Source organism: Streptomyces sp. W1SF4, assembly GCF_003950035.1.
Taxonomy (GTDB): Bacteria; Actinomycetota; Actinomycetes; order Streptomycetales; family Streptomycetaceae; genus Streptomyces; species Streptomyces racemochromogenes.
The window spans coordinates 5,266,358-5,286,542 of record NZ_CP034350.1; the positions used below are offsets into that span (position 1 = coordinate 5,266,358).

Genomic DNA, 20,185 nt, shown 5'->3' on the forward strand with positions numbered 1-20,185 from the left:
ATGCCGTACGCGCCGAGTGTCTTCCGTACGCCGCGCCGAAGCCCGCCCGCAGCCTGTCAGGGCCACCGGCGCGGGCAGGTGGCCGAGACAGCGGACGGAGTGTCATGTCAGCAAGGAACTGGACCCTCGGGCTGGCCGTGGGCGTCGTACTCGCCACCGGGACCCCCACGGCCCTCGCGGCGGGCCCCGGTGGCGAGCCGCCGGCCACGGCACGCACGCTGAGGGCCCCGCTGCCGGGCGGCCTGGGGCCGTGCATCCCGGGCAAGGAGCCGGGCGAGGCCTGTCCGTCCTCCTGGCCGGACCCCAACAACCGCGACTTCACCGGCCGGGACCAGAACATCAACGTGTTCGTCGGCGGGGACATGCTGGTGCGGCGGGGCGCGGCCGAGGCCGAGGGCAAGGTCGTCGTCCTCGGCGACTTCGACATGAACAAGACGGCCGGCGTCTACAACGTGGGCATCGCCGGCGTCGGCTCCCGCGTTCCCCCGCCGAACGGATCGGACTTCCTGACCACCGGCGGCGACGTCACCGTGGCCACCGGCCAGACCCTCCTCGCCGACGGCGGCGTCGTCCGCTACGCGGGCACCCTCACCGGCAACGTGACCGGCACCCGCACCCACGACGCCGACGCCGCCGACCCCTACACCCGCCTGCGCGGCGCCCTCACCACCGCCAGCACCTGCTACGCCTTCCCCGCCGGAGTCCCGCGCACGGCCACCGGCCGGGCCGTGTACAGCGACCAGGAAACCGTGTTCACCGGCGACGGCCGCTCACCCCTCCAGGTCTTCAACGTGGACTTCGACCTCTCCGGCCCCTCCGGCCGGCAGCAGACGCTGCGCTTCGCCGGGATCCCGGAGAACGCCACCGTCCTGGTCAACGTCACCGGGGAGAGCCCCGCACTGCGCGTCAACAACGCCCTGCTGCCCGCCGGGCTGCGCGAGCGGCTGCTGTGGAACTTCCCCAACGCGGAGACCGCCACCATCGCCGGCTCGGCGCAGCTCGGCGGCAGCGTCCTGATCGGCCCGCAGGCGTCGGTCACCGACGTCTCCGTGATCGGCATGAACGGCCGCTTCTTCACCGCCGGCAGCGTCACCCACACCAGCCCCACGGCGACCACCGGCCTGGGCGCGGAGTTCCACGCGTACCCCTTCAACGGCGACCTGCCCGACTGCGCGCCCGTACCGCCGGCCCGGGGGTCGGTGTCCGTCCTCAAGCACGACGAGAACGGCCGGGCCCTGTCCGGGGCGAAGTTCGAGCTGTGGAAGGAGACCAACGGCGTCGACGGACTCCAGGCCACCGGCTCGAACCCCGACACCAAGGTCGCCGACTGCACCACGGGCACGGACGGGATCTGCGCGCGCGAGGAGGAACTCGGCACCTACCACTGGCGCGAGACCACCCCGCCCACCGGCTACGACCTCCCCGCGCAGCCCGTCCACACGCTGGTCCTGACGGCCGAGAACGCCACCCAGGGGGTGCGCTGGACGGCCGTGAACACCAGGACCCCCGTGCCGCCGGACGAGAGCGCCCGGGTCGTGCTGCGCAAGATCGACAAGGACACCGGCGACCCGCTGCCGGGCGCCCGCTTCGAGCTGTGGCGCGAGAGCAACGGCACCGCCGGCCTCCAGACCGGGACGAACCCCGACACCCTCCTCGGCGACGGCGCCTGCGTGACCGACGAGCGGGGCACCTGCACGGTCGAGCTGCCGGTCGGCGAGCGCTACTACTGGCGGGAGGTCGGCCTGCCGACGGGCTACGAACGGCCCCGCGACCCCGTCACCGCCTTCGACCTGGACCCGGGCGAGACCGAGGAGTACGTCATCGTCACCGTCCCGAACAGGAAGGCGGACGAGGACCCGGGCGGCGTCATCAAGGTGCTGAAGAAGGACGCCAAGACGAAGCGGCCGCTGCGCGGCGCGGAGTTCGAGCTCTGGCGGGAGACCGGCAGGGCCGTGGGCCTTCAGCGCACCGGGGACGACGCGGACGAGCGGGTCGGGGACGAGTGCACCACCGGCCGGGACGGAGTCTGCGCCTTCGACGGGCTGCCGGACGGCTCGTACTACGTGGTCGAGGTGGACGTCCCCGACGGCTACGTGGTGCCGCGCGACCCGGTGACGGGCCCGCTGACCCTGGACGGGCGCACACCCGGCCACCGGATCGCCGTCACCCTCCTCAACAAGCGCGTGCACGACGGCCAGACCTGCCACTGCAAGGACGAGCCCGACCACGGCAAGCCGGACCACGGCAAGCCCGACCACGGCAAGCCCGAGCAGGGGAAGCCGGAGCACGGCCGTCCCGACCACGAGGGCCCCGGCCACGACGGACCCGGCCACGGGCGTCCCGACCACGAGGGCCCCGGCTGGAACCCGGGCCAGTGGCCGCTGGGCGGTGACCGCAAGGCCTGACACCCCGCCCGCCCCGGCACTTGGGACGGAACGGTGACACGACTGTGCCTATTCGTAATCTCCCCATGTGATTTCCTGTCGACAAGCGCGCGACTGTCCGTGCGCGGGGGACATGGGGAGAACACGAGTGAACCTGCAGCCGATACGCGGCCGCGTCCGCACCGGTCTGCCGGCCGTTCTGCTGGGGGCGGTCCTGCTGCTGACCAGCGCCTGTAGCGGCGGTGGCGACGGCGGGGGCAGCGGCGGGGACAACGGCAAGGCCGGTGGCGGTACGGCGAAGACCGGCACCGAGGCGTCCAAGGCCGTGGTCAACGTCAAGCCGGACGACGGGTCGAAGGAAGTCGCCACCAGCGGCGTCCTGAAGATCACCAGCAGCGGGGGCAAGCTGACCACCGTGACGGTGGCCGACACCAAGGGCAACGCGGTCGAGGGCAAGCTGGCCGCCGACGGCGCGACCTGGGAGCCCGCCCGCAACCTGGCCGCCGCCACCGAGTACAAGGTGCACGCGGTGGCCAAGGACGAGGCCGGCCGCGAGTCCGCCAAGGACACCACCTTCAGCACCCTGACCCCGCAGAACACCTTCGTGGGCCACTACACGCCCGAGGACGGCTCGACCGTCGGCGTGGGCATGCCCGTCTCCATCAACTTCACCCGCGGCATCACCAACACCGAGGCCGTCGAGAAGGCCATCACCGTCACGGCCGAGCCGTCCGTGCCGATCGAGGGCCACTGGTTCGGCAACGACCGGCTCGACTTCCGTCCCGAGAAGTACTGGGCGGCGGGCACCAAGGTCACCGTGAAGATGGCGCTCGACGGCGTCGAGGGCCGCCCCGGCGTCTACGGCAAGCAGACCCGCACGGTCACCTTCACCGTCGGCCGCTCCCAGGTCACCACCGTCGACGCCACCTCCAAGAAGATGGAGGTCGTCCGCGACGGCCAGGTCCTCAAGACCATCCCGATCACCGCGGGCGCCCCGTCGACGACCACCTACAACGGCCAGATGGTCATCAGCGAGAAGTACAAGGTCACCCGGATGAACGGCGCCACCGTCGGCTTCGGCGGCGAGTACGACATCTCGGACGTCCCGCACGCGATGCGCCTGTCGACCTCGGGCACCTTCGTCCACGGCAACTACTGGGCCCCCTCCAGCACGTTCGGCTCGGAGAACGTCAGCCACGGCTGCGTCGGCCTGGAGGACGAGCGCGGCGCCGGCGACCCCAACACCCCCGCGGCGTGGTTCTTCAACGAGTCGCTGATCGGCGACGTGGTCGTCGTGAAGAACTCCAAGGACAAGCAGATCGCCCCGGACAACGGCCTCAACGGCTGGAACATGGACTGGGCGGAGTGGATCAAGTAACCGATCCGCGTACGTGAGCCGGTGGCCCGGTGCTGTGACCCACAGCACCGGGCCACCGCGCGTTAACCGCGGCTAACCTTCCCCGTATGACCATCTCTCTCGAAGTCTCCGAAGGCGTCGGCACCATCCTGCTGGACCGCCCGCCCATGAACGCCCTGGACATCGCCACCCAGGACCGGCTGCGCGAGCTCGCCGTGGAGGCCACCGACCGCGCCGACGTGCGCACGGTCGTCCTCTACGGCGGGGAGAAGGTGTTCGCGGCCGGCGCGGACATCAAGGAGATGCAGAACATGGACCACGCGGCCATGATCGCCCGGTCCCGCGCACTCCAGGACGCCTTCACCGCCGTGGCCCGGATCCCCAAGCCCGTCGTCGCCGCCGTCACCGGCTACGCCCTCGGCGGCGGCTGTGAGCTCGCCCTGTGCGCCGACTACCGGATCGCCGCCGACAACGCCAAGCTCGGCCAGCCCGAGATCCTGCTCGGCCTGATCCCGGGCGCGGGCGGCACCCAGCGGCTCTCCCGGCTGATCGGCCCGTCCAAGGCCAAGGACCTGATCTTCACCGGCCGCATGGTCAGGGCCGAAGAGGCCCTCGCCCTCGGCCTGGTGGACCGTGTCGTGCCCGCCGCCGAGGTGTACGAGCAGGCTCACGCCTGGGCCGCCAAGCTGGCCCAGGGCCCGGCCATCGCGCTGCGCGCCGCGAAGGAGTGCGTGGACGCCGGCCTGGAGGCGGACATCGACACCGGCCTGACCATCGAACGCAACTGGTTCGCGGGCCTGTTCGCCACCGAGGACCGCGAGCGCGGCATGCGCAGCTTCGTCGAAGAGGGCCCGGGCAAGGCCAAGTTCGTCTGAGGGGCGCTCGAAGACGGCCGCACGGAACCCCTGCGGGTGGATTAGCCCAGCCTTAAAGCAGCCTTAAGGGGACCTGGTGATCCACTGACGGTGATCGCCGCGCAGCGGAACGTCACCCCAGGTCAGGGTGGTTCATGCAGCCTTCGGTTGCCTTTCGCATATGCCGGGAGACCCCCTCGGAATCCATGGTTCCGGGGGGTGTATTCCTGCGGAACGGCCCGGACGGGCGCGCGGGCCGTCCATGATGGGTGCATGGCGGGCCTGGAGGGTGTGGAACAGCCGCGGCAGCGCAGCAGCGCTTCGGCCGTACGGCTCACGGCGGCGGTCGAGGACGAACAGGGGCTCAAAGCGCTGGAGTTGTACGGCAACCCGGCAGAGGCGGAAGTGACCCTGCCGTCCATGCCGGAGTCCGCGAGCACGGCCCGCCGGCTCACCCAGAGCGTGGTCATCCGCTTCTGGGGGCTGTCGCCGCAGATCTCCGAGCACGCCGTGCTCCTGGTCTCGGAGCTCGTCGGCAACGCCGTGCGCCACACCGGCGCCCGCTCTTTCGGCTTACGGATGCTGCGGCGGCGCGGCTGGATCCGGGTGGAGGTGCGCGACCCCTCGCGTGGGCTGCCCTGTCTGATGCCGGTCCACGAGCTGGACACGACGGGCCGGGGGCTGTTCCTCGTCGACAAGCTCTCCGACCGCTGGGGCGCCGACCTGCTGCCGCGCGGCAAGATCACCTGGTTCGAGATGCGGGTCGCCGACCGCTGACCGGCCCCGGAAAGCCAGAAACCCCCTGTCGCCGAGGTGGGGCGCTACGGGGGTTTCATGGGTGCGCCGAGGACCGGTGGGGTGTGTGATCCTCGGCGGGTGACTTCGCTCGGGTCAAAGGGAAGCCGTGGTTCCGACTATGGCAGACGAGGGCCCAAATGCCAAAAGTCCCGACTCGGACATAAGTGTGCATATCCCAAGAGTTTCCACCTAAATCCTAGGTGAGATGGGCCACTCGCCTCACAATCAACGAATAAATATCGACCGCTCTGTGTAAATCGTTGATCACATAGCGGACACCCGGCTCTGGGCCCCCGTTCGACGGAAGTCCCAAATTGGGTCAATCATTACCTTGAGGATGATCCGGCTCTTAAATGGGCGGGTGCTCTGTTATCCAGACCGCCGTACCGCCCTGCGCGCCGCCGCGGCCGCCGCCGGCGCCCTCACCACGGCCTGCGGCGCGGGCGGCGGCCGGGCGGCGCCGGGACCCGTCCGGGCCACCGCGGCCCAGCCCGCCCGCCCGGCCGGGCGGGCGCCCGCGGCCCCGGCGCCCCGCCGCATCCCGGGACAGCCCGTGGAGATCGCGCACGGCCCCCGCGACCGGCCCCGGGTCGCCCTCACCTTCCACGGCAACGGCGACCCCGCCGCCGCCCGCGCCGTACTCGCCGCGGCGGAGGAGGCCCGCGCGCGGGTCACCGTACTGGCCATCGGCAGCTGGCTCGACGAACACCCCGACATGGCCCGGCGGATCCTGGACGGCGGCCACGAACTCGGCAACCACACCCAGCGCCACCTCGCCATCAACGGCATGTCCGAGGCCGAGGCCTACGCCGAGATCACCGGCTGCGCCCAGCGCCTCAAGCGGCTCACCGGCTCCATCGGCAGCTGGTTCCGCCCCTCGCAGACCCAGTACGCCACGCCCCTCGTCCGGACCCTCGCCCAGCGGGCGGGCTACCCGCACGTCCTCTCGTACGACGTGGACTCCCTCGACTTCACCTCGCCCGGCGCGGCGGCCGTCATCCGCAACGTCACCGGGACGATCCGGCCCGGATCGGTGGTGAGCCTGCACTTCGGCTACGCGGACACGGTCGACGCGATGCCGCCCCTCCTCGAAGAACTCGCGCGCCGCGAACTGCGCGCGGTGACCACCACGGAGCTGCTGACCTCATGAAGACCACCCGCCTTCCCCGGAAGGCCACCGTCCTGCTGGCCGGTCTGGTCCTCGCCGCCCTGGCCGGCTGCGGATCGGCAGACAAGGCCCCCGCCGAGGCGCTCGGCACCAAGGGCCCCGCCAGGCAGCCCGCCAAGGCCGTCCCGGCCGTGCCGCCGGGCCTGGCCGGGATGCCCCCGCTGCTCGACCCCCACGACGTGTACGCCGCCGACCGGCCGAACAGGCTCTCCCCGGCGGTCAAGGACTTCCCGTCCCGGGTCTACGTCCCGAACACCAACTCCAACACGGTGTCCGTCATCGACCCGGCCACGTACAAGGTCATCGACACCATCCCCGTCGGCGTGCAGCCGCAGCACGTGGTGCCCTCCTGGGACATGAAGACCCTCTGGGTCAACAACAACCGCGGCCACACCCTCACCCCGATCAACCCGGCCACCGGCGAGGCCGGCAAGCCCGTCGAGGTGCACGACCCGTACAACCTGTACTTCACGCCCAACGGCAAGTACGCCGTCGTGATGGCCTCCATGGACCGCGAGCTGGCCTTCCGCGATCCGCACACCATGGACCGGGTGAAGACCGTCCCCGTCACCTGCGCCGGCGTCAACCACGCCGACTTCTCCGCGGACGGCCGCTACTTCATCGTCAGCTGCGAGTTCTCCGGCGAACTGCTCAAGGTCGACACCGAGAAGATGGAGGTGATCGGCCAGCAGAAGCTTCCCTTCGAGGGCGCCATGCCGCAGGACGTCAAGATCTCCCCCGACGGGAAGACCTTCTACGTCGCGGACATGATGGCGCACGGCATGTGGGTGCTCAGCGGGGAGAAGTTCGACGTCCCCAAGCTGCTGCCCACCGGCAAGGGCTGCCACGGCCTCTACGTCAGCCGCGACTCCAGGGAGATGTACGTCTCCAACCGCGGCGAGGGCAGCGTCTCCGTCTTCGACTTCAAGGAGAACCGCCTCACCAAGAAGTGGCAGCTGCCCGACGGCGGCAGCCCCGACATGGGCGGGGTCTCGGCCGATGGCAAGGTGCTGTGGCTCTCAGGCCGCTACAACTCCGAGGTCTACGCGATCGACACCGTCACCGGCAAGCAGCTGGCCCGCATCCCGGTCGGCGGCGGCCCCCACGGCCTCGCCGTGTACCCGCAGCCCGGCCGCTACTCCCTCGGCCACACCGGCATCTTCCGGTAGCCGGCGCGACGGTGCCCCGGGGAACGGGACCCGCAGGAGCCCCCCGCGCCCCGGGCCGCTACCCTGAGCCGGTCAACAAGCACCAAGAAGGGGTGGACCCAGTGGCTGACATCGAGAGCGCACGGGCGACGTTCGACAAGTTCGACGTGAACGGTGACGGCTTCGTCACGGCCGACGAGTACAGCGCGGCCATGAAGGCGATGGGTGACCACTACGTCACCGCCGCGGTCGCGGACTCCGTGATCGCCGCCAAGGACACCGACGGCGACAAGCTGATGAGCTTCGACGAGTTCTGGGCGTCCCTGAACAAGTAGGCGCGGCGCGTCCGCCTCCGCCCCGCCCGCCGGGGCGGGGGCGCGTCAGGCACCGCCCGCCGGCGCCGCCGCCGGTCCCTCCGGCCCGGACAGGGCCTCCACCTCCGCCAGGGCCTCTTCCAGCCAGCTCAGCCAGAAACCCTCCAGGGCGATGCCCCCGCGCAGCACGAGCCGGCGCAGCCGGTCCGCGTCCGCGTCCCGCCCCGCCGGGAAGTCCTTCGCCTCGATGGCCTCGTACGTGGCCAACTGCGCCCGGTGCAGCTCCAGATGGCGCCGCAGCTCCGGCCCCAGCCCCTGCGGCCCGACCACCGCCGCCGCGCGGATCCGCAGCAGCAGCGCGTCCCTGACCGGCTTCGGGTCCTGGCTCTCGTCCACCCACCGCGTCAGCTCCGCGCGGCCGTCGGGCAGCACCTCGTACTCCTTCTTCTGCCCGCGCACGGGCACCTCGCTGGGCAGCGCCCGGATCAGCCCCGCCTCCTCCAGCCGCCCCAGCTCCCGGTAGATCTGCTGGTGCGTCGAGGACCAGAAGTAGCCGATCGACTTGTCGAACCGCCGGGTCAGCTCCAGCCCCGACGAGGGCTTCTCCATCAGCGCGGTGAGAATGGCATGCGGCAGCGACATGCGGCCATCCTAGGAGCCCAGCACCGCGAGCTCCTGCGGGGTCCGCGGCCCGGGCGCCCCGTCCGCCAGCATCCCCTTCGCCCGCAGGAACGCGGCGACCACCGGCGCCCAGGCCGACCGCAGCCCCGCCGACGCGAGCAGCTCCGGGTCCGAGAGCAGCTCGGCCGCCGGGCCCGTGCGGATCCCCGACGGGGTCAGCACGGCCGCGTCGTCCGCCCAGCGCACCGCGAGGTCCACGTCGTGGGTGGCCATGACCACCGTGGTGCCGGCCGCGCGCAGCCCCGCGAGGACGTCCAGGAGGCGCTCCTGCCCGTCCGGGTCGAGCCCGGCCGTGGGCTCGTCCAGGATCAGCACCCGCGGGGCCATGGCCACCGCGCCCGCGATGGCCGCGCGCTTGCGCTGCCCGTACGACAGCAGGTGCGTCGGGCGGTCCCGCAGCGCGGTGATGTCCAGCGCGGCCAGCGCGCCGTCCACCCGCTCGCGGACCTCCGCCGCCGGCAGCCCCAGGTTCATCGGGCCGAAGGACACGTCCTGCTCCACGGAGGCCGCGAAGAGCTGGTCGTCCGGGTCCTGCACCACCAGCTGCACCGAGGCGCGCAGCCGGACCAGGCCCTTGCGGTCGTACGCCACCTCGGCGCCGCCGAGCCGCAGCGTCCCCGAGCCGGGCCGCAGGCCTCCGCTCAGCAGCCGCATCAGCGTGGTCTTGCCGCTGCCGTTGCGGCCGAGCAGCACCAGCGCACGGCCCTCGGCGATGGCGAAGTCCACCCCCGACAGCACGGCCGGGCCGTCCTCGTACGCGTATCCCGCGCCGACCAGCTCCACCAACGGGGTCACAGCCACAGCTCCTTCAGTACGAGGGTCCCCGCGACCAGGGCGGTCAGCAGGGCGGCGGACCCCGTCAGGAACCGCCACGACAGCGCCGCTTCGGGCACCAGCACCCGCAGCGCGCCGTCGTAACCGCGTCCCGCCAGCCCCTCCTGGAGCCGGGCCGCGCGGTCGAAGGCCCGGACGAACGAGGTCGCCGCGAGCCCGGCCAGCGAGCGCCACACCGCCGCCCGGCCTGCCTGCCCCAGCCGGGCCGCCTGGGCGCGCCGGACCCGGGCCGTCGAGTCCAGCAGCAGGAAACCGATCCGGTACATCACCAGGGCCACGTCCACCACGGGCGCCGGCACCCCGGCCCGCACCAGCCGCGGCAGCACGTCCGAGACCGGCGTCGTGAAGGCGAACAGCAGCACCCCGAGGGAGGCCGCCGAGGTGCGCAGCAGCAGTTCCGCCGCGTGCCGGGGCCCGTCCGGGGCCGGGGCGAGGAACCCGTCCGGGCCGCCCACCGACACCAGCAGCGGCAGCGCCCCGGTCACGCAGAAGCCCAGCGGGACCCGGAAGGCCCGCCACAGCTGCCGCCCGGCCACGCCGGCCGGCCCGAGCAGCACGGCCAGGGTCGCGGCGGCCACCAGCGGGCCGCCCGGCCAGGGCGGCAGGCACACCGCGGTGACCGTGAGCCCGAGCCCCAGCAGGGCCTTCTCCAGGGGGTGGCGGCCCCGCCAGCGGCTGGAGTGCGCCGCCACGTCGATCGGCAGCACCGCCTACGACTCCCGGGCCGGGCCGGTCCGCCCGGCCTCCGGTGCCCCGGCGGCTTCCGGTGCCCCGGCCGCGGCCCGCGCGAGGGCCTGCGCCGCGCCCTGGCGGCGGCCCTTGCGTACGCCGAAGTAGTAGGCGAGCACGCCCGCCCCGAGCGCCGCCTGGAGGGCGAAGAGCGCCGACTCGACCTCGCCCGACGGGGGCTCGTACAGCGGGGCGAACCAGGGCTCGTAGTCCGGCTTCAGCTCGGTGATGGCCGCCTCCGCCTGTGCGTCGGCGCCGGTGAACGGCTCCTCCTTGCCGTCGCCGAGCCCCAGCGCGAGCGGGATCACGGCCAGCGCCGCGACCAGGAGCAGCAGCAGGGTGTTGATCTTCGCGTTCCTGCTCATCAGAGGGCCGCCTCCGGCTTCGCCTGCTTGCCGCCGGTCAGCTTCGCGACCCCGAGCCGGACCAGGTCCGACGTGCTGGACTGCATCAGCAGCCGCATCACGAGGACCGTCAGCAGTCCCTCGCTGACGGCGAGCGGGATCTGGGTGAGGGCGAAGATGCCCGCGAACTTCTCCAGTGAGCCCAGGAAGCCGCTCGCCGGGTCGGGGAAGGCCAGCGCCAGCTGGACGGAGGTGACGCAGTAGGTGACCAGGTCGGCGAAGAACGCGCCGAAGAAGACGGTCACCATCAGCGGCGCGCCGGCCTTCCGCAGCAGCCGGTAGACCCCGTAGCCGGCCCAGGGCCCGGCGATGGCCATCGAGAAGACGTTGGCGCCCAGCGTGGTGAGTCCGCCGTGGGCCAGCAGCAGCGCCTGGAAGAGCAGCGTGATGGTGCCGAGCACCGCCATGATCGGCGGCCGGAAGAGGATGGCCCCGAGCCCCGTCCCCGTCGGGTGCGAACAACTGCCCGTCACGGAGGGGATCTTCAGGGCGGACAGGACGAACGTGAACGCACCGGACGCCCCGAGCAGCAGCGTGCTCTCCGGGTTCGCCTTCACCTCGCGGGTCAGCGCGCGGACCCCGTGGACGACGAAGGGGGCGGACGCGGCGCCCCAGGCGGCCGCGTGCAAAGGGGGCAGGAACCCCTCGGCTATATGCATGGGTTGGGAGACCTCTCCAGCACCTCGTGGATGGACGACGCGCCCCGGCCGGTCTCCTGGCTCACGGGTACTGATGCCCTGGCTCCGCCTTCCCGGGGCCGTGCGGTGTCCCGCGCGGGCCCAGTGGCTTCCCGCAGGGGAGTGGAGCCGGACTTCCCGATCACAGTGGCGAGGGCCGCACCGGTCTTGCACCGGTTTCCCGAACACCAAGGCCAGATGACCCTAGTCGCCCGCACGGACCGTCACAACCCGGACCGATCCGGCGGCCGGCCGCCCGCTCCCGGCACACCCGTACGGGCCAGGCCCGCTGGCCGGCCCACCGGACGCCCGGCACGGTGGAGGGCATGGCCGCCGACGACAGCCCCCGGTACGAGGACCTCTCCGCCGTCTACGTCAACTGCACCCTCAAACGCTCTCCCGAGACCAGCAACACCGAGGGCCTGATCGCGCGGAGCCGGGCCGTCATGGAATCGGCGGGCGCCCGTACCTCGCTGATCCGCGCCGTCGACCACGACATCGCCACCGGCGTCTGGCCGGACATGACCGACCACGGCTGGGAGAGCGACCAGTGGCCGGTCCTGTACAGCCAGATCATGGACGCCGACATCCTGGTGCTGTGCGGCCCCATCTGGCTCGGCGACAACAGCTCCGTCATGAAGCAGGTCATCGAGCGTCTCTACGCCTGCTCCTCCCTGCTGAACGGGGCGGGGCAGTACGCCTACTACGGGCGGGTCGGCGGAGCGCTGATCACGGGGAACGAGGACGGCGTCAAGCACTGCGCCATGAACATCCTCTACAGCCTCCAGCACCTCGGCTACGCGATCCCGCCCCAGGCCGACGCGGGCTGGATCGGCGAGGCCGGCCCCGGCCCCTCCTACCTGGACCCGGGCTCGGGCGGCCCGGAGAACGACTTCACCAACCGGAACACCACGTTCATGTCGTGGAACCTGATGCACCTGGCGGCGCTCCTCAAGCGCGCCGGGGGCATGCCGGCCCACGGCAACCAGCGGTCCCTGTGGGACGCCGGCTGCCGTTTCGACTTCCCCAACCCCGAACACCGCTAGCCGGGCGGCTCCGGGGCCCCGAGCGGGTCAGCAGGTGTTGGGGTGCGGGAAGTCCAGCACGAGCCGCTCGGGCGAGTGCAGGACGGAGGTGTTCCAGGTCGGCTTGGTGTCGAAGGCGGCGCCGAAGGTCACGTACCCCTCGTAGTCGCCGGTCATGGCCATGCCCTTGAGCTTGCTGAGGTAGATCTTCTGGAGCCTGGGCCCCTGGTAGACGTTCTGCCCCGCGTCGTCGTGCCCGGCGGCCGGGTGCAGGCGGATCTCCAGGAAGTACTTCCCGGCCAGCGGGACGGGCTTGCCCGAGCCGTCGTAGACGAGCTCGGACACGGGAGTGACGGTGACCGGGGGCACGTAGCCCTGGAGGTCGATCACGAACCGGTCGTACGTGCAGTGCCCGCCCCAGCGGGCATTGACGACGAGCGGCGTCTGGGTGCGGGTGGTCGTGGTGGCTGCGGAGGCCGGCGACGCGGAGAGCGCGAGCCCGGCGGTGAGCAGGGCACCCGTGGCGAGGGCCACGATCCGGCGGCGGTGCGGGTGACGCATGATGTCTCCCCGGTTCCGTGAGACGGGGACTTGCCTGTCATCTCATAAGACAGCGCCGGGCCGCGACCGGTTCCCGCGGGCGTGCGCCCGCCGCGTCAGAACGTCAGCAGCGCGCTCAGCTGGGCGTCCAGGTCGTAGTGGCGCCGCTCCTGCCCGCGCGGCACCAGCTCCGTCATCCGCCGGCACAGCTCGCGCACGTCCTTGGCGCGGGCGGAGACCACGCAGCTCTGCTCGCCGTTGCTGAAGCCGAGCAGGACGCGCGGCTCCGAGCCGCTCCAGCGGGGCCACACCTGTATGTCGCCCTCGCCGGTGGCGGTGTTCTGCCCGTCGAGCAGCAGCTCCCGCGAGAACACCCAGCGGGCGAGGTGCGTCCCGGCGCCCCGGAAGTCCACGGCCACCTCGTACGGGCGGTCCGTGCGGTAGGTGAACCGGCCGGTCAGGGGCACGGACAGGGGGGCGGCTTCCAGCCGCAGCGGCAGGAGTCTGTGTTCGGTGGTGGTGGCCATCGGCGGCTGCCTCTCGTCGCGCGTGGGTCCTTCCCGCGCCCCTCCCGGCACGCTATCCCCGGCCCGGGGGAGCGGCGCGGGGCCGAAGGTCCCGAGCCACCGGGCCGCAGGGCCTCTTTTCGGCCACCGCGCCCGCGGAGCACGGGCGTGCGAAGGGCCCGCCCTCCCGGAGGGAGGACGGGCCCGGTGATCATGCGCGCACGTCGCTGATCAGCACTCGATGACGTTGACCGCGAGGCCGCCGCGCGCCGTCTCCTTGTACTTGATCTTCATGTCGGCGCCGGTCTCCTTCATGGTCTTGATGACCTTGTCGAGGGAGACCTTGTGGCTGCCGTCCCCGCGCATCGCCATCTTCGCGGCGGTGACGGCCTTGACGGCGGCCATGCCGTTGCGCTCGATGCAGGGGATCTGGACCAGGCCGCCCACCGGGTCGCAGGTCAGGCCGAGGTTGTGCTCCATGCCGATCTCGGCGGCGTTCTCGACCTGCTCGGGGGTGCCGCCCAGCACCTCGGCGAGGGCACCGGCCGCCATCGAGCAGGCCGAGCCGACCTCGCCCTGGCAGCCGACCTCGGCGCCGGAGATCGAGGCGTTCTCCTTGAAGAGCATGCCGATCGCCCCGGCGGCCAGCAGGAAGCGGACCACGCCGTCCTCGTCCGCGCCGGGCACGAAGTTCACGTAGTAGTGCAGGACGGCCGGCAGGACGCCCGCGGCGCCGTTCGTGGGCGCGGTGACGACGCGGCCGCCCGCGGCGTTCTCCTCGTTGACGGCCATCGCGTAGATCGTCGTCCACTCGCTGCGGTGCATCATCGGGTCGCCCTCGGTGCGCAGCTGGCGCGCCGTGGACGCGGCGCGGCGCTTGACGCGCAGGCCGCCCGGGAGGATGCCCTCGCGGGACATGCCGCGCGAGACGCAGGACTGCATGACGCGCCAGATCTCCAGCAGGCCCTCGCGGATCTCCTCCTCGGTGCGCCAGGCCTTCTCGTTCTCCAGCATCAGGGAGGAGATCGACAGGCCCGTCTCGTTCGCCAGGCGCAGCATCTCGTCACCGGAGCGGAAGGGGTACTTCAGCACGGTGTCGTCGAGCTTGATCCGGTCCTCGCCGACCGCGTCCTCGTCCACGACGAAGCCGCCGCCCACGGAGTAGTACGTCTTCTCCAGCAGCGGCGCGCCGGAGGCGTCGTACGCGAAGAGGGTCATGCCGTTCGCGTGGTAGGGCAGCGAGCGGCGGCGGTGCAGGATCAGCTGGCTCGGCTCGTCGAAGTCGATCTCGTGGGCACCGCCTATCTCCGCGCCCAGCAGCCGCAGCTTGCCGCTCTTGCGGATGCGCTCCACCTCGTCGTCGGCGGACTCGACGTCCACGGTGCGGGGGGAGTGGCCCTCCAGGCCCAGCAGGACCGCCTTGGGCGTGCCGTGGCCGTGGCCGGTCGCGCCGAGGGAGCCGAAGAGCTCCGCCCGCACGGCGGCGGTCTGGGCGAGGACGCCGTCCTTCTTCAGCCGCGTCACGAACATGCGCGCCGCGCGCATCGGGCCGACCGTGTGGGAGGAGGACGGGCCGATGCCGATGGAGAAGAGGTCGAAGACGGAGATGGCCACTGGCGGACTCCCTTGTCTGCTCGTGGGGTGGGGAGGGGGCAGGGGTGTGGTGATCAAGAAGGGGGATCTGCGGATTTTGTCCGGCAGACGAGCGTAACGCGTGGAGATGAACGGTTCGCCTCCCGGACGGGGCCGTCAGGCGTGAGCCGGATCGCGTTCCGGTGCCGGGTTGCGGTCATGGAAAGGGCCCGGCCTTGTGGAGAACAAGGCCGGGCCCCGGAAACCGCGCCTAGAGCGACGGGTACAGCGGGAACTTCGCGGCCAGGGCCGAGACGCGCGCCTTGAGGTCGGCGGCGTCGTACTCCGGCTTCAGCGCCTGCGCGATGATCTCGGCGACCTCGGTGAAGGCCTCGGCGTCGAAACCGCGGGTCGCGAGGGCCGGCGTACCGATCCGCAGGCCCGAGGTGACCATCGGCGGCCGCGGGTCGTTCGGGATGGCGTTCCGGTTGACCGTGATGCCGACCTCGTGGAGGCGGTCCTCGGCCTGCTGGCCGTCCAGCTCCGAGTCGCGCAGGTCGACCAGGACCAGGTGCACGTCGGTGCCGCCGGTGAGGACGTCCACGCCCACGGCCTTGACGTCGTCCTGGACCAGGCGGGCGGCGAGGATCTTCGCGCCCTCCAGGGTGCGCTCCTGGCGCTCCTTGAACTCCGGCGAGGCCGCGACCTTGAAGGAGACGGCCTTGGCCGCGATCACGTGCTCCAGCGGACCGCCCTGCTGGCCCGGGAAGACCGCGGAGTTGATCTTCTTGGCCAGCTCCTGCGTCGACAGGATGACACCGCCGCGCGGACCGCCGAGGGTCTTGTGCGTGGTGGTGGTGACGACGTGGGCGTGCGGCACCGGGTTCGGGTGCAGACCCGCGGCGACCAGGCCGGCGAAGTGCGCCATGTCGACCATCAGGTACGCGCCGACCTCGTCCGCGATCCGGCGGAACGCGGCGAAGTCCAGCTGGCGCGGGTACGCGGACCAGCCGGCGACGATCAGCTGCGGCTTGGACTCCTTGGCCAGGCGCTCGACCTCGGCCATGTCGACCTGGCCGTCCTCGCCGACGTGGTACGGGACCACGTTGTAGAGCTTGCCGGAGAAGTTGATCTTCATGCCGTGGGTCAGGTGACCGCCGTGGGCCAGGTTCAGGCCCATGATCGTGTCGCCCGGCTTCAGCAGCGCGAACATCGCGGCGGCGTTGGCCTGCGCACCCGAGTGCGGCTGGACGTTCGCGGCCTCGGCGCCGAACAGCGCCTTGATGCGGTCGATCGCGATCTGCTCGACCACGTCGACGTGCTCGCAGCCGCCGTAGTAGCGGCGGCCCGGGTAGCCCTCGGCGTACTTGTTGGTCAGGACCGAGCCCTGGGCCTCCATGACGGCGACCGGAGCGAAGTTCTCCGACGCGATCATTTCCAGGGTCGACTGCTGGCGCGCGAGCTCCGCGTCGACGGCGGCGGCGACGTCGGGGTCGAGCTCGTGGAGGGGGGTGTTCAGAACGGACATTCAGGGCCCCTGGGGTGTCAGTTGTCGGAGTGGGTGAGCGCGGCGTACTCGTCGGCGGAGAGCGCGTCCTTCGGCTCCTCCGACAGGCGCACCTTGAACAGCCAGCCACCCTCGAACGGGGCGGAGTTCACCAGCGACGGGTCGTCCACGACGTCCTGGTTGAATTCCGTGATCTCACCGGAGACGGGGGAGTACAGGTCGCTGACCGACTTGGTCGACTCCAGCTCGCCACAGGTCTCGCCCTCGGTGACGGTCTCGCCGACCTCGGGGAGCTGGGCGTAGACGACGTCACCGAGCGCGTTGGCCGCGAACTCCGTGATGCCGACCGTCGCGACGCCGTCCTCGACGGCCGACAGCCACTCGTGCTCCTTGGTGTAACGCAGCTGCTGGGGGTTGCTCATGACCTGATTCTCCTGGATGCGGGGAGGTGGATACGAACGGTGGTCTTGCGTGCTGAGACGGGGGGACCCGGTACGAGGGCTACTTCTGCCGCTTGTAGAAGGGCAGGGCCACGACCTCGTACGGCTCATGCGTACCGCGAATGTCGACGCCGACGCCGGAGGTGCCGGGCGCGGCGTGCTCCGCGTCGACGTACGCCATCGCGATCGGCTTGCCCAGGGTGGGGGAGGGGGCGCCCGAGGTCACCTCGCCGATGACCTCGCCGCCCGCGACCACGGGGAAGCCGGCGCGCGGGACGCGGCGGCCCTCGGCGACCAGGCCGACCAGCTTGCGCGGCGGCTTGGTGGCGGCGACCTCGGCGGCGGCCTCCAGGGCGGCGCGGCCGACGAAGTCGCCCTCCTTCTCGAACTTCACGACCCGGCCCAGCCCGGCGTCGAAGGGGGTCAGCGCGGTCGTCAGCTCGTGCCCGTACAGCGGCATGCCCGCCTCCAGGCGCAGCGTGTCGCGGCAGGACAGGCCGGCCGGCACCAGACCGGCGTCCTTGCCCGCCTCGGTCAGCGCCTGCCACAGCTCCACGGCGTGAGCGGGGGAGACGAACAGCTCGAAGCCGTCCTCGCCGGTGTAGCCGGTACGGGCGATCAGCGCGGGTACGCCCGCGACGGTGCCCGGCAGGCCGGCGTAGTACTTCAGGCCGTCCAGGTCGGCGTCCGTGAGGGACTTCAGGATGCCGGGGGACTCCGGGCCCTGGACGGCGATCAGCGCGTACGCGTCACGGTCGTCGCGGACCTCGGTGTCGAAGCCGGCCGCGCGCTCGGTGAGCGCGTCCAGCACGACCTGGGCGTTGGAGGCGTTGGCGACGACCATGTACTCGGTCTCGCCCAGGCGGTAGACGATCAGGTCGTCGAGGATCCCGCCGTCCTCCTGGCAGATGTGCGTGTAGCGGGCGCGGCCGACACCGACGGTGGAGATGTTCCCGACCAGCGCGTAGTCCAGCGCCTTCACGGCCTCCGGGCCGGTCAGGGTGATCTCGCCCATGTGCGACAGGTCGAAGAGGCCGGCCTTGGTGCGTACGGCGTTGTGCTCGTCGCGCTCACTGGCGTAGCGCAGCGGCATGTCCCAGCCCGCGAAGTCGGTCATGGTGGCACCGAGCGAGCGGTGCAGCGCGTCGAGCGCGGTCAGGCGGGGGGCAGTGCTCATGGGTGTGGCTCCCGGGTCCCAGGGCATGACATGACGAGGAGGTTCCTCCCCATCTGTCATCGGAACCTGAGAGGTTCGCCGAGAGTTCCCGCCAGGGGGAACGCCGACTTGCACCTTGGGTGGAGCACGCGCCGGGCGGCCGTCGGGGACGGACGCGGCGGGGCTCGCTTTTCAGATCTGCCTCATCCACGCGGTACGGGGCCTGAGAGATTCAAGGGAGGTACTTGCTCCTTCGGCGCCCGGGCACGGCCTCGCGGCCTGCCGGGACTCTCCCGCGCGGATTCAAGCGGCCGGTATGCAGTTTGGTGTCCAGATGGCGCACATCATTGCACGGGACGGCCCGGGGAGGGCAGTGGGGCCCGGAAGAACGTGCGGTCCGGACGGGGCCGGCCGTCCGCGCCGTGGAATGCCCGGCCGCAACCGTGGCCGTCGGATTACCGTCTCTTTACACGGGGCGGGCATGGGGCCCCCGCGGCCCGATTCGGGGGAGACGATCACTGTGCGGAGACTCGGAGTGGCGACGACTACAGGCGCGGTCGGGGCGGCCCCGCAGCGGCGGAGCACCGCCCGGTCCGCGCCGGCCGCCGGCGGCCCCGTCCGCGACCTGCGCGGACGGTCCGCGCGGCCGCACCGGCTGAGCTACGCCGCCGGGGACATCGTCGTGGTGTCCGGGCTGCCCGGCGGCGGCAAGAGCACCCTGATCAAGCGGGCCGCCGAAGCCGCCATCGACTCGCAGGACACCCGCGAGCGGTGGGAGCGCCGGATGCCGTCCCGCCTGCCGTACGCGGTGTACCGGCCGCTGGTCCGCGCCGCCCACTACGGGGGGCTGTGGCGCGAGCTGCGCTCCGGCGCCTCTGTGGTGGTCCACGACTGCGGCACCCAGCCGTGGGTGCGGGGCCTGCTGGCCGCCTTCGCCCGGCGGCGGGGGCGGGGGCTGCACCTGCTGCTGCTGGACACCACCGCCGAGGAGGCGCTGTCCGGGCAGGCGGTCCGGGGGCGGCGGGTGTCGGCGTACGCCTTCGCGCGGCACCGGGGGGCGGTCTCGCGCCTCCTGCGCTCCGCGGAAGCGGGCCGCACCCCGCGGGGCTGCGCCTCGGTCACCCTCCTGGACCGCCCCTCGGCCGCCGCCGTCACCCGGATCACCTTCGGCCCCTGACCCGGCCGGCGGGACTGACGGCCGCCCGCGCGGCGGGAGCCCGCACACCGGACCGGCGCTCCACCGCGCGCCCGGCCCCGATAGCCTCGGGGGCACACAGGGCGCGACCACACGGAGGCACAGGCAGATGCAGGCGCAAGGCAACGGCTGGCCGGCGAACGAGTTGGAGCAGGTGCTCGGGGCGGCGCTCGGCCAGGCGGACGCCGGCCCGCGGATCATCGACGCGCTCGGCCGCGGCCAGGTCTGGGTGCCGCTGCCGAACGGCGGCGGCCCCGACAGCGCCTCCCTCGACCTCCCCACGATGCTGATCGACGGCGCCGCGTACGTCCCCGTCTACAGCTCGGAGGCCCAGTTCCGCATCGCCGCCGGCCCCGCCATGGACTTCGCGGTCGCCCCCGCCGTCGAGTTCGCCCGCGGCCTGCCCCCGCAGCTCGGCATCGCCGTGAACCCCGAGGGCGCCGTCGGGGTCCCGCTCCCCCCGGCCGCCGTCGCGGAGCTCTGCCGCGCCGGCCGCACCGAGCTCGACGGTCCGGCGGGTGGCGCCCGCGTCCGGCTCTTCGAGCCCGACTGGCAGGACGACCCGGTCGACTTCCTCGCGGCCGCGGCCGAGGAGTTCCGGGCCACCGGCGCCGTGGCGTCCGCCCACCGCTGCCTTGCCAGCGTCGAGGGCGGCGAGCCCCAGCTCTACATCGGTGTCCGCCTGCTGGGATGGGATCCCGCACTGCGCGACGCCCCGCTGGAGGCGCTCGGCCGCGCCCTGGGCCGCGTACCGGCGCCCTGGCCCGTGCAGTTGATCCTGCTGGACGCCGCCGAGGACCCGGTCACGGAGTGGATTCGTGAGCGCGTACGCCCCTTCTACCTGCCGTAGCGCCGCTTAAGCTGGTCGGGACGTGTGGACGACGGGCGGACGAAGA

At 72.2% G+C, this 20,185-nt stretch carries 21 protein-coding genes and 2 riboswitches; of the genes, 10 read left to right on the top strand and 11 right to left on the bottom strand.

What is annotated here, in order from left to right; genetic code table 11:
- The first annotated feature begins 104 nt into the window (after positions 1 to 104).
- The 7 genes from D1J60_RS37400 to D1J60_RS24720 all read left to right on the top strand — a co-directional run bounded on the left by D1J60_RS37400 (position 105) and on the right by D1J60_RS24720 (position 8,044).
- The gene (locus D1J60_RS37400; RefSeq protein WP_164720963.1) at positions 105 to 2,405 is read left to right on the top strand and encodes a choice-of-anchor A family protein; all 2,301 of its coding nucleotides are present in this window, start codon (positions 105 to 107) and stop codon (positions 2,403 to 2,405) included.
- Positions 2,406 to 2,538: 133 nt separating this feature from the next.
- Positions 2,539 to 3,762, top strand: coding sequence for an Ig-like domain-containing protein (locus D1J60_RS24695; protein ID WP_125824174.1), 1,224 nt, complete (start codon positions 2,539 to 2,541; stop codon positions 3,760 to 3,762).
- Positions 3,763 to 3,848: 86 nt separating this feature from the next.
- Positions 3,849 to 4,616, top strand: coding sequence for an enoyl-CoA hydratase-related protein (locus D1J60_RS24700; protein ID WP_125822563.1), 768 nt, complete (start codon positions 3,849 to 3,851; stop codon positions 4,614 to 4,616).
- Between the two features lie 147 nt (positions 4,617 to 4,763).
- The gene (locus tag D1J60_RS24705; RefSeq protein WP_125822564.1) at positions 4,764 to 5,372 is read left to right on the top strand and encodes an ATP-binding protein; all 609 of its coding nucleotides are present in this window, start codon (positions 4,764 to 4,766) and stop codon (positions 5,370 to 5,372) included.
- A 358-nt stretch (positions 5,373 to 5,730) separates the two neighbouring features.
- Positions 5,731 to 6,543, top strand: a complete 813-nt coding sequence (locus D1J60_RS24710) for a polysaccharide deacetylase family protein (protein WP_125822565.1) — start codon at positions 5,731 to 5,733, stop codon at positions 6,541 to 6,543.
- Complete coding sequence (locus D1J60_RS24715) at positions 6,540 to 7,730, top strand: YncE family protein (protein ID WP_125822566.1); 1,191 nt, start codon at positions 6,540 to 6,542, stop codon at positions 7,728 to 7,730. The genes D1J60_RS24710 and D1J60_RS24715 overlap by 4 nt, the downstream gene beginning before the upstream one ends.
- 101 nt (positions 7,731 to 7,831) lie before the next feature.
- Positions 7,832 to 8,044: an EF-hand domain-containing protein gene (locus tag D1J60_RS24720; protein ID WP_125595196.1), complete on the top strand. Its 213-nt coding sequence runs from the start codon at positions 7,832 to 7,834 to the stop codon at positions 8,042 to 8,044.
- A gap of 45 nt (positions 8,045 to 8,089) precedes the next feature.
- On the opposite strand, the gene D1J60_RS24725 is transcribed toward D1J60_RS24720, so the two are convergent.
- From D1J60_RS24725 to D1J60_RS24745, 5 genes are read right to left on the bottom strand one after another with little or no spacing between them, the layout of a single operon-like run.
- Positions 8,090 to 8,665: a PadR family transcriptional regulator gene (locus tag D1J60_RS24725; RefSeq protein ID WP_125595197.1), complete on the bottom strand. Its 576-nt coding sequence runs from the start codon at positions 8,663 to 8,665 to the stop codon at positions 8,090 to 8,092.
- Positions 8,666 to 8,674: 9 nt separating this feature from the next.
- Positions 8,675 to 9,505, bottom strand: coding sequence for an ATP-binding cassette domain-containing protein (locus D1J60_RS24730; protein WP_125822567.1), 831 nt, complete (start codon positions 9,503 to 9,505; stop codon positions 8,675 to 8,677).
- On the bottom strand, positions 9,496 to 10,245 hold the full coding sequence (cbiQ, locus tag D1J60_RS24735; protein ID WP_125595199.1) for a cobalt ECF transporter T component CbiQ: 750 nt from the start codon (positions 10,243 to 10,245) through the stop codon (positions 9,496 to 9,498). The genes D1J60_RS24730 and cbiQ overlap by 10 nt, the downstream gene beginning before the upstream one ends.
- 3 nt (positions 10,246 to 10,248) lie before the next feature.
- Positions 10,249 to 10,632, bottom strand: a complete 384-nt coding sequence (locus tag D1J60_RS24740; protein WP_125822568.1) for an energy-coupling factor ABC transporter substrate-binding protein — start codon at positions 10,630 to 10,632, stop codon at positions 10,249 to 10,251.
- Positions 10,632 to 11,330 carry an energy-coupling factor ABC transporter permease gene (locus D1J60_RS24745; RefSeq protein ID WP_125595201.1) on the bottom strand — a complete coding sequence of 233 codons (699 nt, stop codon included), beginning with the start codon at positions 11,328 to 11,330 and terminating at the stop codon, positions 10,632 to 10,634. Before D1J60_RS24745 ends, D1J60_RS24740 begins: the two co-directional genes overlap by 1 nt.
- A 28-nt stretch (positions 11,331 to 11,358) precedes the next feature.
- Positions 11,359 to 11,556, bottom strand: a riboswitch (cobalamin riboswitch).
- Positions 11,557 to 11,674: 118 nt separating this feature from the next.
- On the opposite strand from D1J60_RS24745, the gene D1J60_RS24750 reads away from it, so the two are divergent.
- Positions 11,675 to 12,394 (top strand): flavodoxin family protein, encoded by a 720-nt coding sequence (locus D1J60_RS24750; protein ID WP_125595202.1) that lies wholly within the window; start codon positions 11,675 to 11,677, stop codon positions 12,392 to 12,394.
- A gap of 27 nt (positions 12,395 to 12,421) precedes the next feature.
- On the opposite strand, the gene D1J60_RS24755 is transcribed toward D1J60_RS24750, so the two are convergent.
- From D1J60_RS24755 to gcvT, 6 genes are all read right to left on the bottom strand, one after another.
- Complete coding sequence (locus tag D1J60_RS24755) at positions 12,422 to 12,934, bottom strand: hypothetical protein (protein ID WP_125822569.1); 513 nt, start codon at positions 12,932 to 12,934, stop codon at positions 12,422 to 12,424.
- A gap of 95 nt (positions 12,935 to 13,029) precedes the next feature.
- On the bottom strand, positions 13,030 to 13,440 hold the full coding sequence (locus D1J60_RS24760) for an SsgA family sporulation/cell division regulator (RefSeq protein ID WP_125822570.1): 411 nt from the start codon (positions 13,438 to 13,440) through the stop codon (positions 13,030 to 13,032).
- 210 nt (positions 13,441 to 13,650) lie between these two features.
- A complete protein-coding gene (locus D1J60_RS24765) occupies positions 13,651 to 15,033 on the bottom strand; it encodes an L-serine ammonia-lyase (protein WP_125595205.1) in 1,383 nt (460 codons plus the stop codon).
- Positions 15,034 to 15,262: 229 nt separating this feature from the next.
- A complete protein-coding gene (gene glyA, locus D1J60_RS24770; protein ID WP_125822571.1) occupies positions 15,263 to 16,519 on the bottom strand; it encodes a serine hydroxymethyltransferase in 1,257 nt (418 codons plus the stop codon).
- A gap of 17 nt (positions 16,520 to 16,536) precedes the next feature.
- Positions 16,537 to 16,920, bottom strand: a complete 384-nt coding sequence (gcvH, locus tag D1J60_RS24775) for a glycine cleavage system protein GcvH (protein ID WP_007266695.1) — start codon at positions 16,918 to 16,920, stop codon at positions 16,537 to 16,539.
- A gap of 79 nt (positions 16,921 to 16,999) precedes the next feature.
- The gene (gene gcvT / locus D1J60_RS24780; RefSeq protein WP_125595208.1) at positions 17,000 to 18,115 is read right to left on the bottom strand and encodes a glycine cleavage system aminomethyltransferase GcvT; all 1,116 of its coding nucleotides are present in this window, start codon (positions 18,113 to 18,115) and stop codon (positions 17,000 to 17,002) included.
- Positions 18,116 to 18,296: 181 nt separating this feature from the next.
- A riboswitch (glycine riboswitch) is annotated at positions 18,297 to 18,400 on the bottom strand.
- A 229-nt stretch (positions 18,401 to 18,629) separates the two neighbouring features.
- Here gcvT and D1J60_RS24785 point away from each other — a divergent pair.
- Both D1J60_RS24785 and D1J60_RS24790 read left to right on the top strand, forming a co-directional pair.
- Positions 18,630 to 19,271 carry an AAA family ATPase gene (locus D1J60_RS24785; RefSeq protein WP_206436566.1) on the top strand — a complete coding sequence of 214 codons (642 nt, stop codon included), beginning with the start codon at positions 18,630 to 18,632 and terminating at the stop codon, positions 19,269 to 19,271.
- Between the two features lie 127 nt (positions 19,272 to 19,398).
- The gene (locus tag D1J60_RS24790; protein WP_125822573.1) at positions 19,399 to 20,139 is read left to right on the top strand and encodes an enhanced serine sensitivity protein SseB; all 741 of its coding nucleotides are present in this window, start codon (positions 19,399 to 19,401) and stop codon (positions 20,137 to 20,139) included.
- Positions 20,140 to 20,185: the final 46 nt, after the last annotated feature.

Bases quoted from the DNA above. Each gene is read 5' to 3' on its own strand.
- D1J60_RS24740 (WP_125822568.1), bottom strand. From the start codon at position 10,632: ATGAGCAGGAACGCGAAGATCAACACCCTGCTGCTGCTCCTGGTCGCG.
- D1J60_RS24715 (WP_125822566.1), top strand. From the start codon at position 6,540: ATGAAGACCACCCGCCTTCCCCGGAAGGCCACCGTCCTGCTGGCCGGT.
- glyA (WP_125822571.1), bottom strand. From the start codon at position 16,519: ATGTCCGTTCTGAACACCCCCCTCCACGAGCTCGACCCCGACGTCGCC.
- D1J60_RS24750 (WP_125595202.1), top strand. From the start codon at position 11,675: ATGGCCGCCGACGACAGCCCCCGGTACGAGGACCTCTCCGCCGTCTAC.
- D1J60_RS24710 (WP_125822565.1), top strand. From the start codon at position 5,731: ATGATCCGGCTCTTAAATGGGCGGGTGCTCTGTTATCCAGACCGCCGT.
- D1J60_RS24700 (WP_125822563.1), top strand. From the start codon at position 3,849: ATGACCATCTCTCTCGAAGTCTCCGAAGGCGTCGGCACCATCCTGCTG.
- D1J60_RS24760 (WP_125822570.1), bottom strand. From the start codon at position 13,440: ATGGCCACCACCACCGAACACAGACTCCTGCCGCTGCGGCTGGAAGCC.
- D1J60_RS24725 (WP_125595197.1), bottom strand. From the start codon at position 8,665: ATGTCGCTGCCGCATGCCATTCTCACCGCGCTGATGGAGAAGCCCTCG.
- gcvH (WP_007266695.1), bottom strand. From the start codon at position 16,920: ATGAGCAACCCCCAGCAGCTGCGTTACACCAAGGAGCACGAGTGGCTG.
- D1J60_RS24755 (WP_125822569.1), bottom strand. From the start codon at position 12,934: ATGCGTCACCCGCACCGCCGCCGGATCGTGGCCCTCGCCACGGGTGCC.
- D1J60_RS24745 (WP_125595201.1), bottom strand. From the start codon at position 11,330: ATGCATATAGCCGAGGGGTTCCTGCCCCCTTTGCACGCGGCCGCCTGG.
- gcvT (WP_125595208.1), bottom strand. From the start codon at position 18,115: ATGAGCACTGCCCCCCGCCTGACCGCGCTCGACGCGCTGCACCGCTCG.
- D1J60_RS37400 (WP_164720963.1), top strand. From the start codon at position 105: ATGTCAGCAAGGAACTGGACCCTCGGGCTGGCCGTGGGCGTCGTACTC.
- D1J60_RS24790 (WP_125822573.1), top strand. From the start codon at position 19,399: ATGCAGGCGCAAGGCAACGGCTGGCCGGCGAACGAGTTGGAGCAGGTG.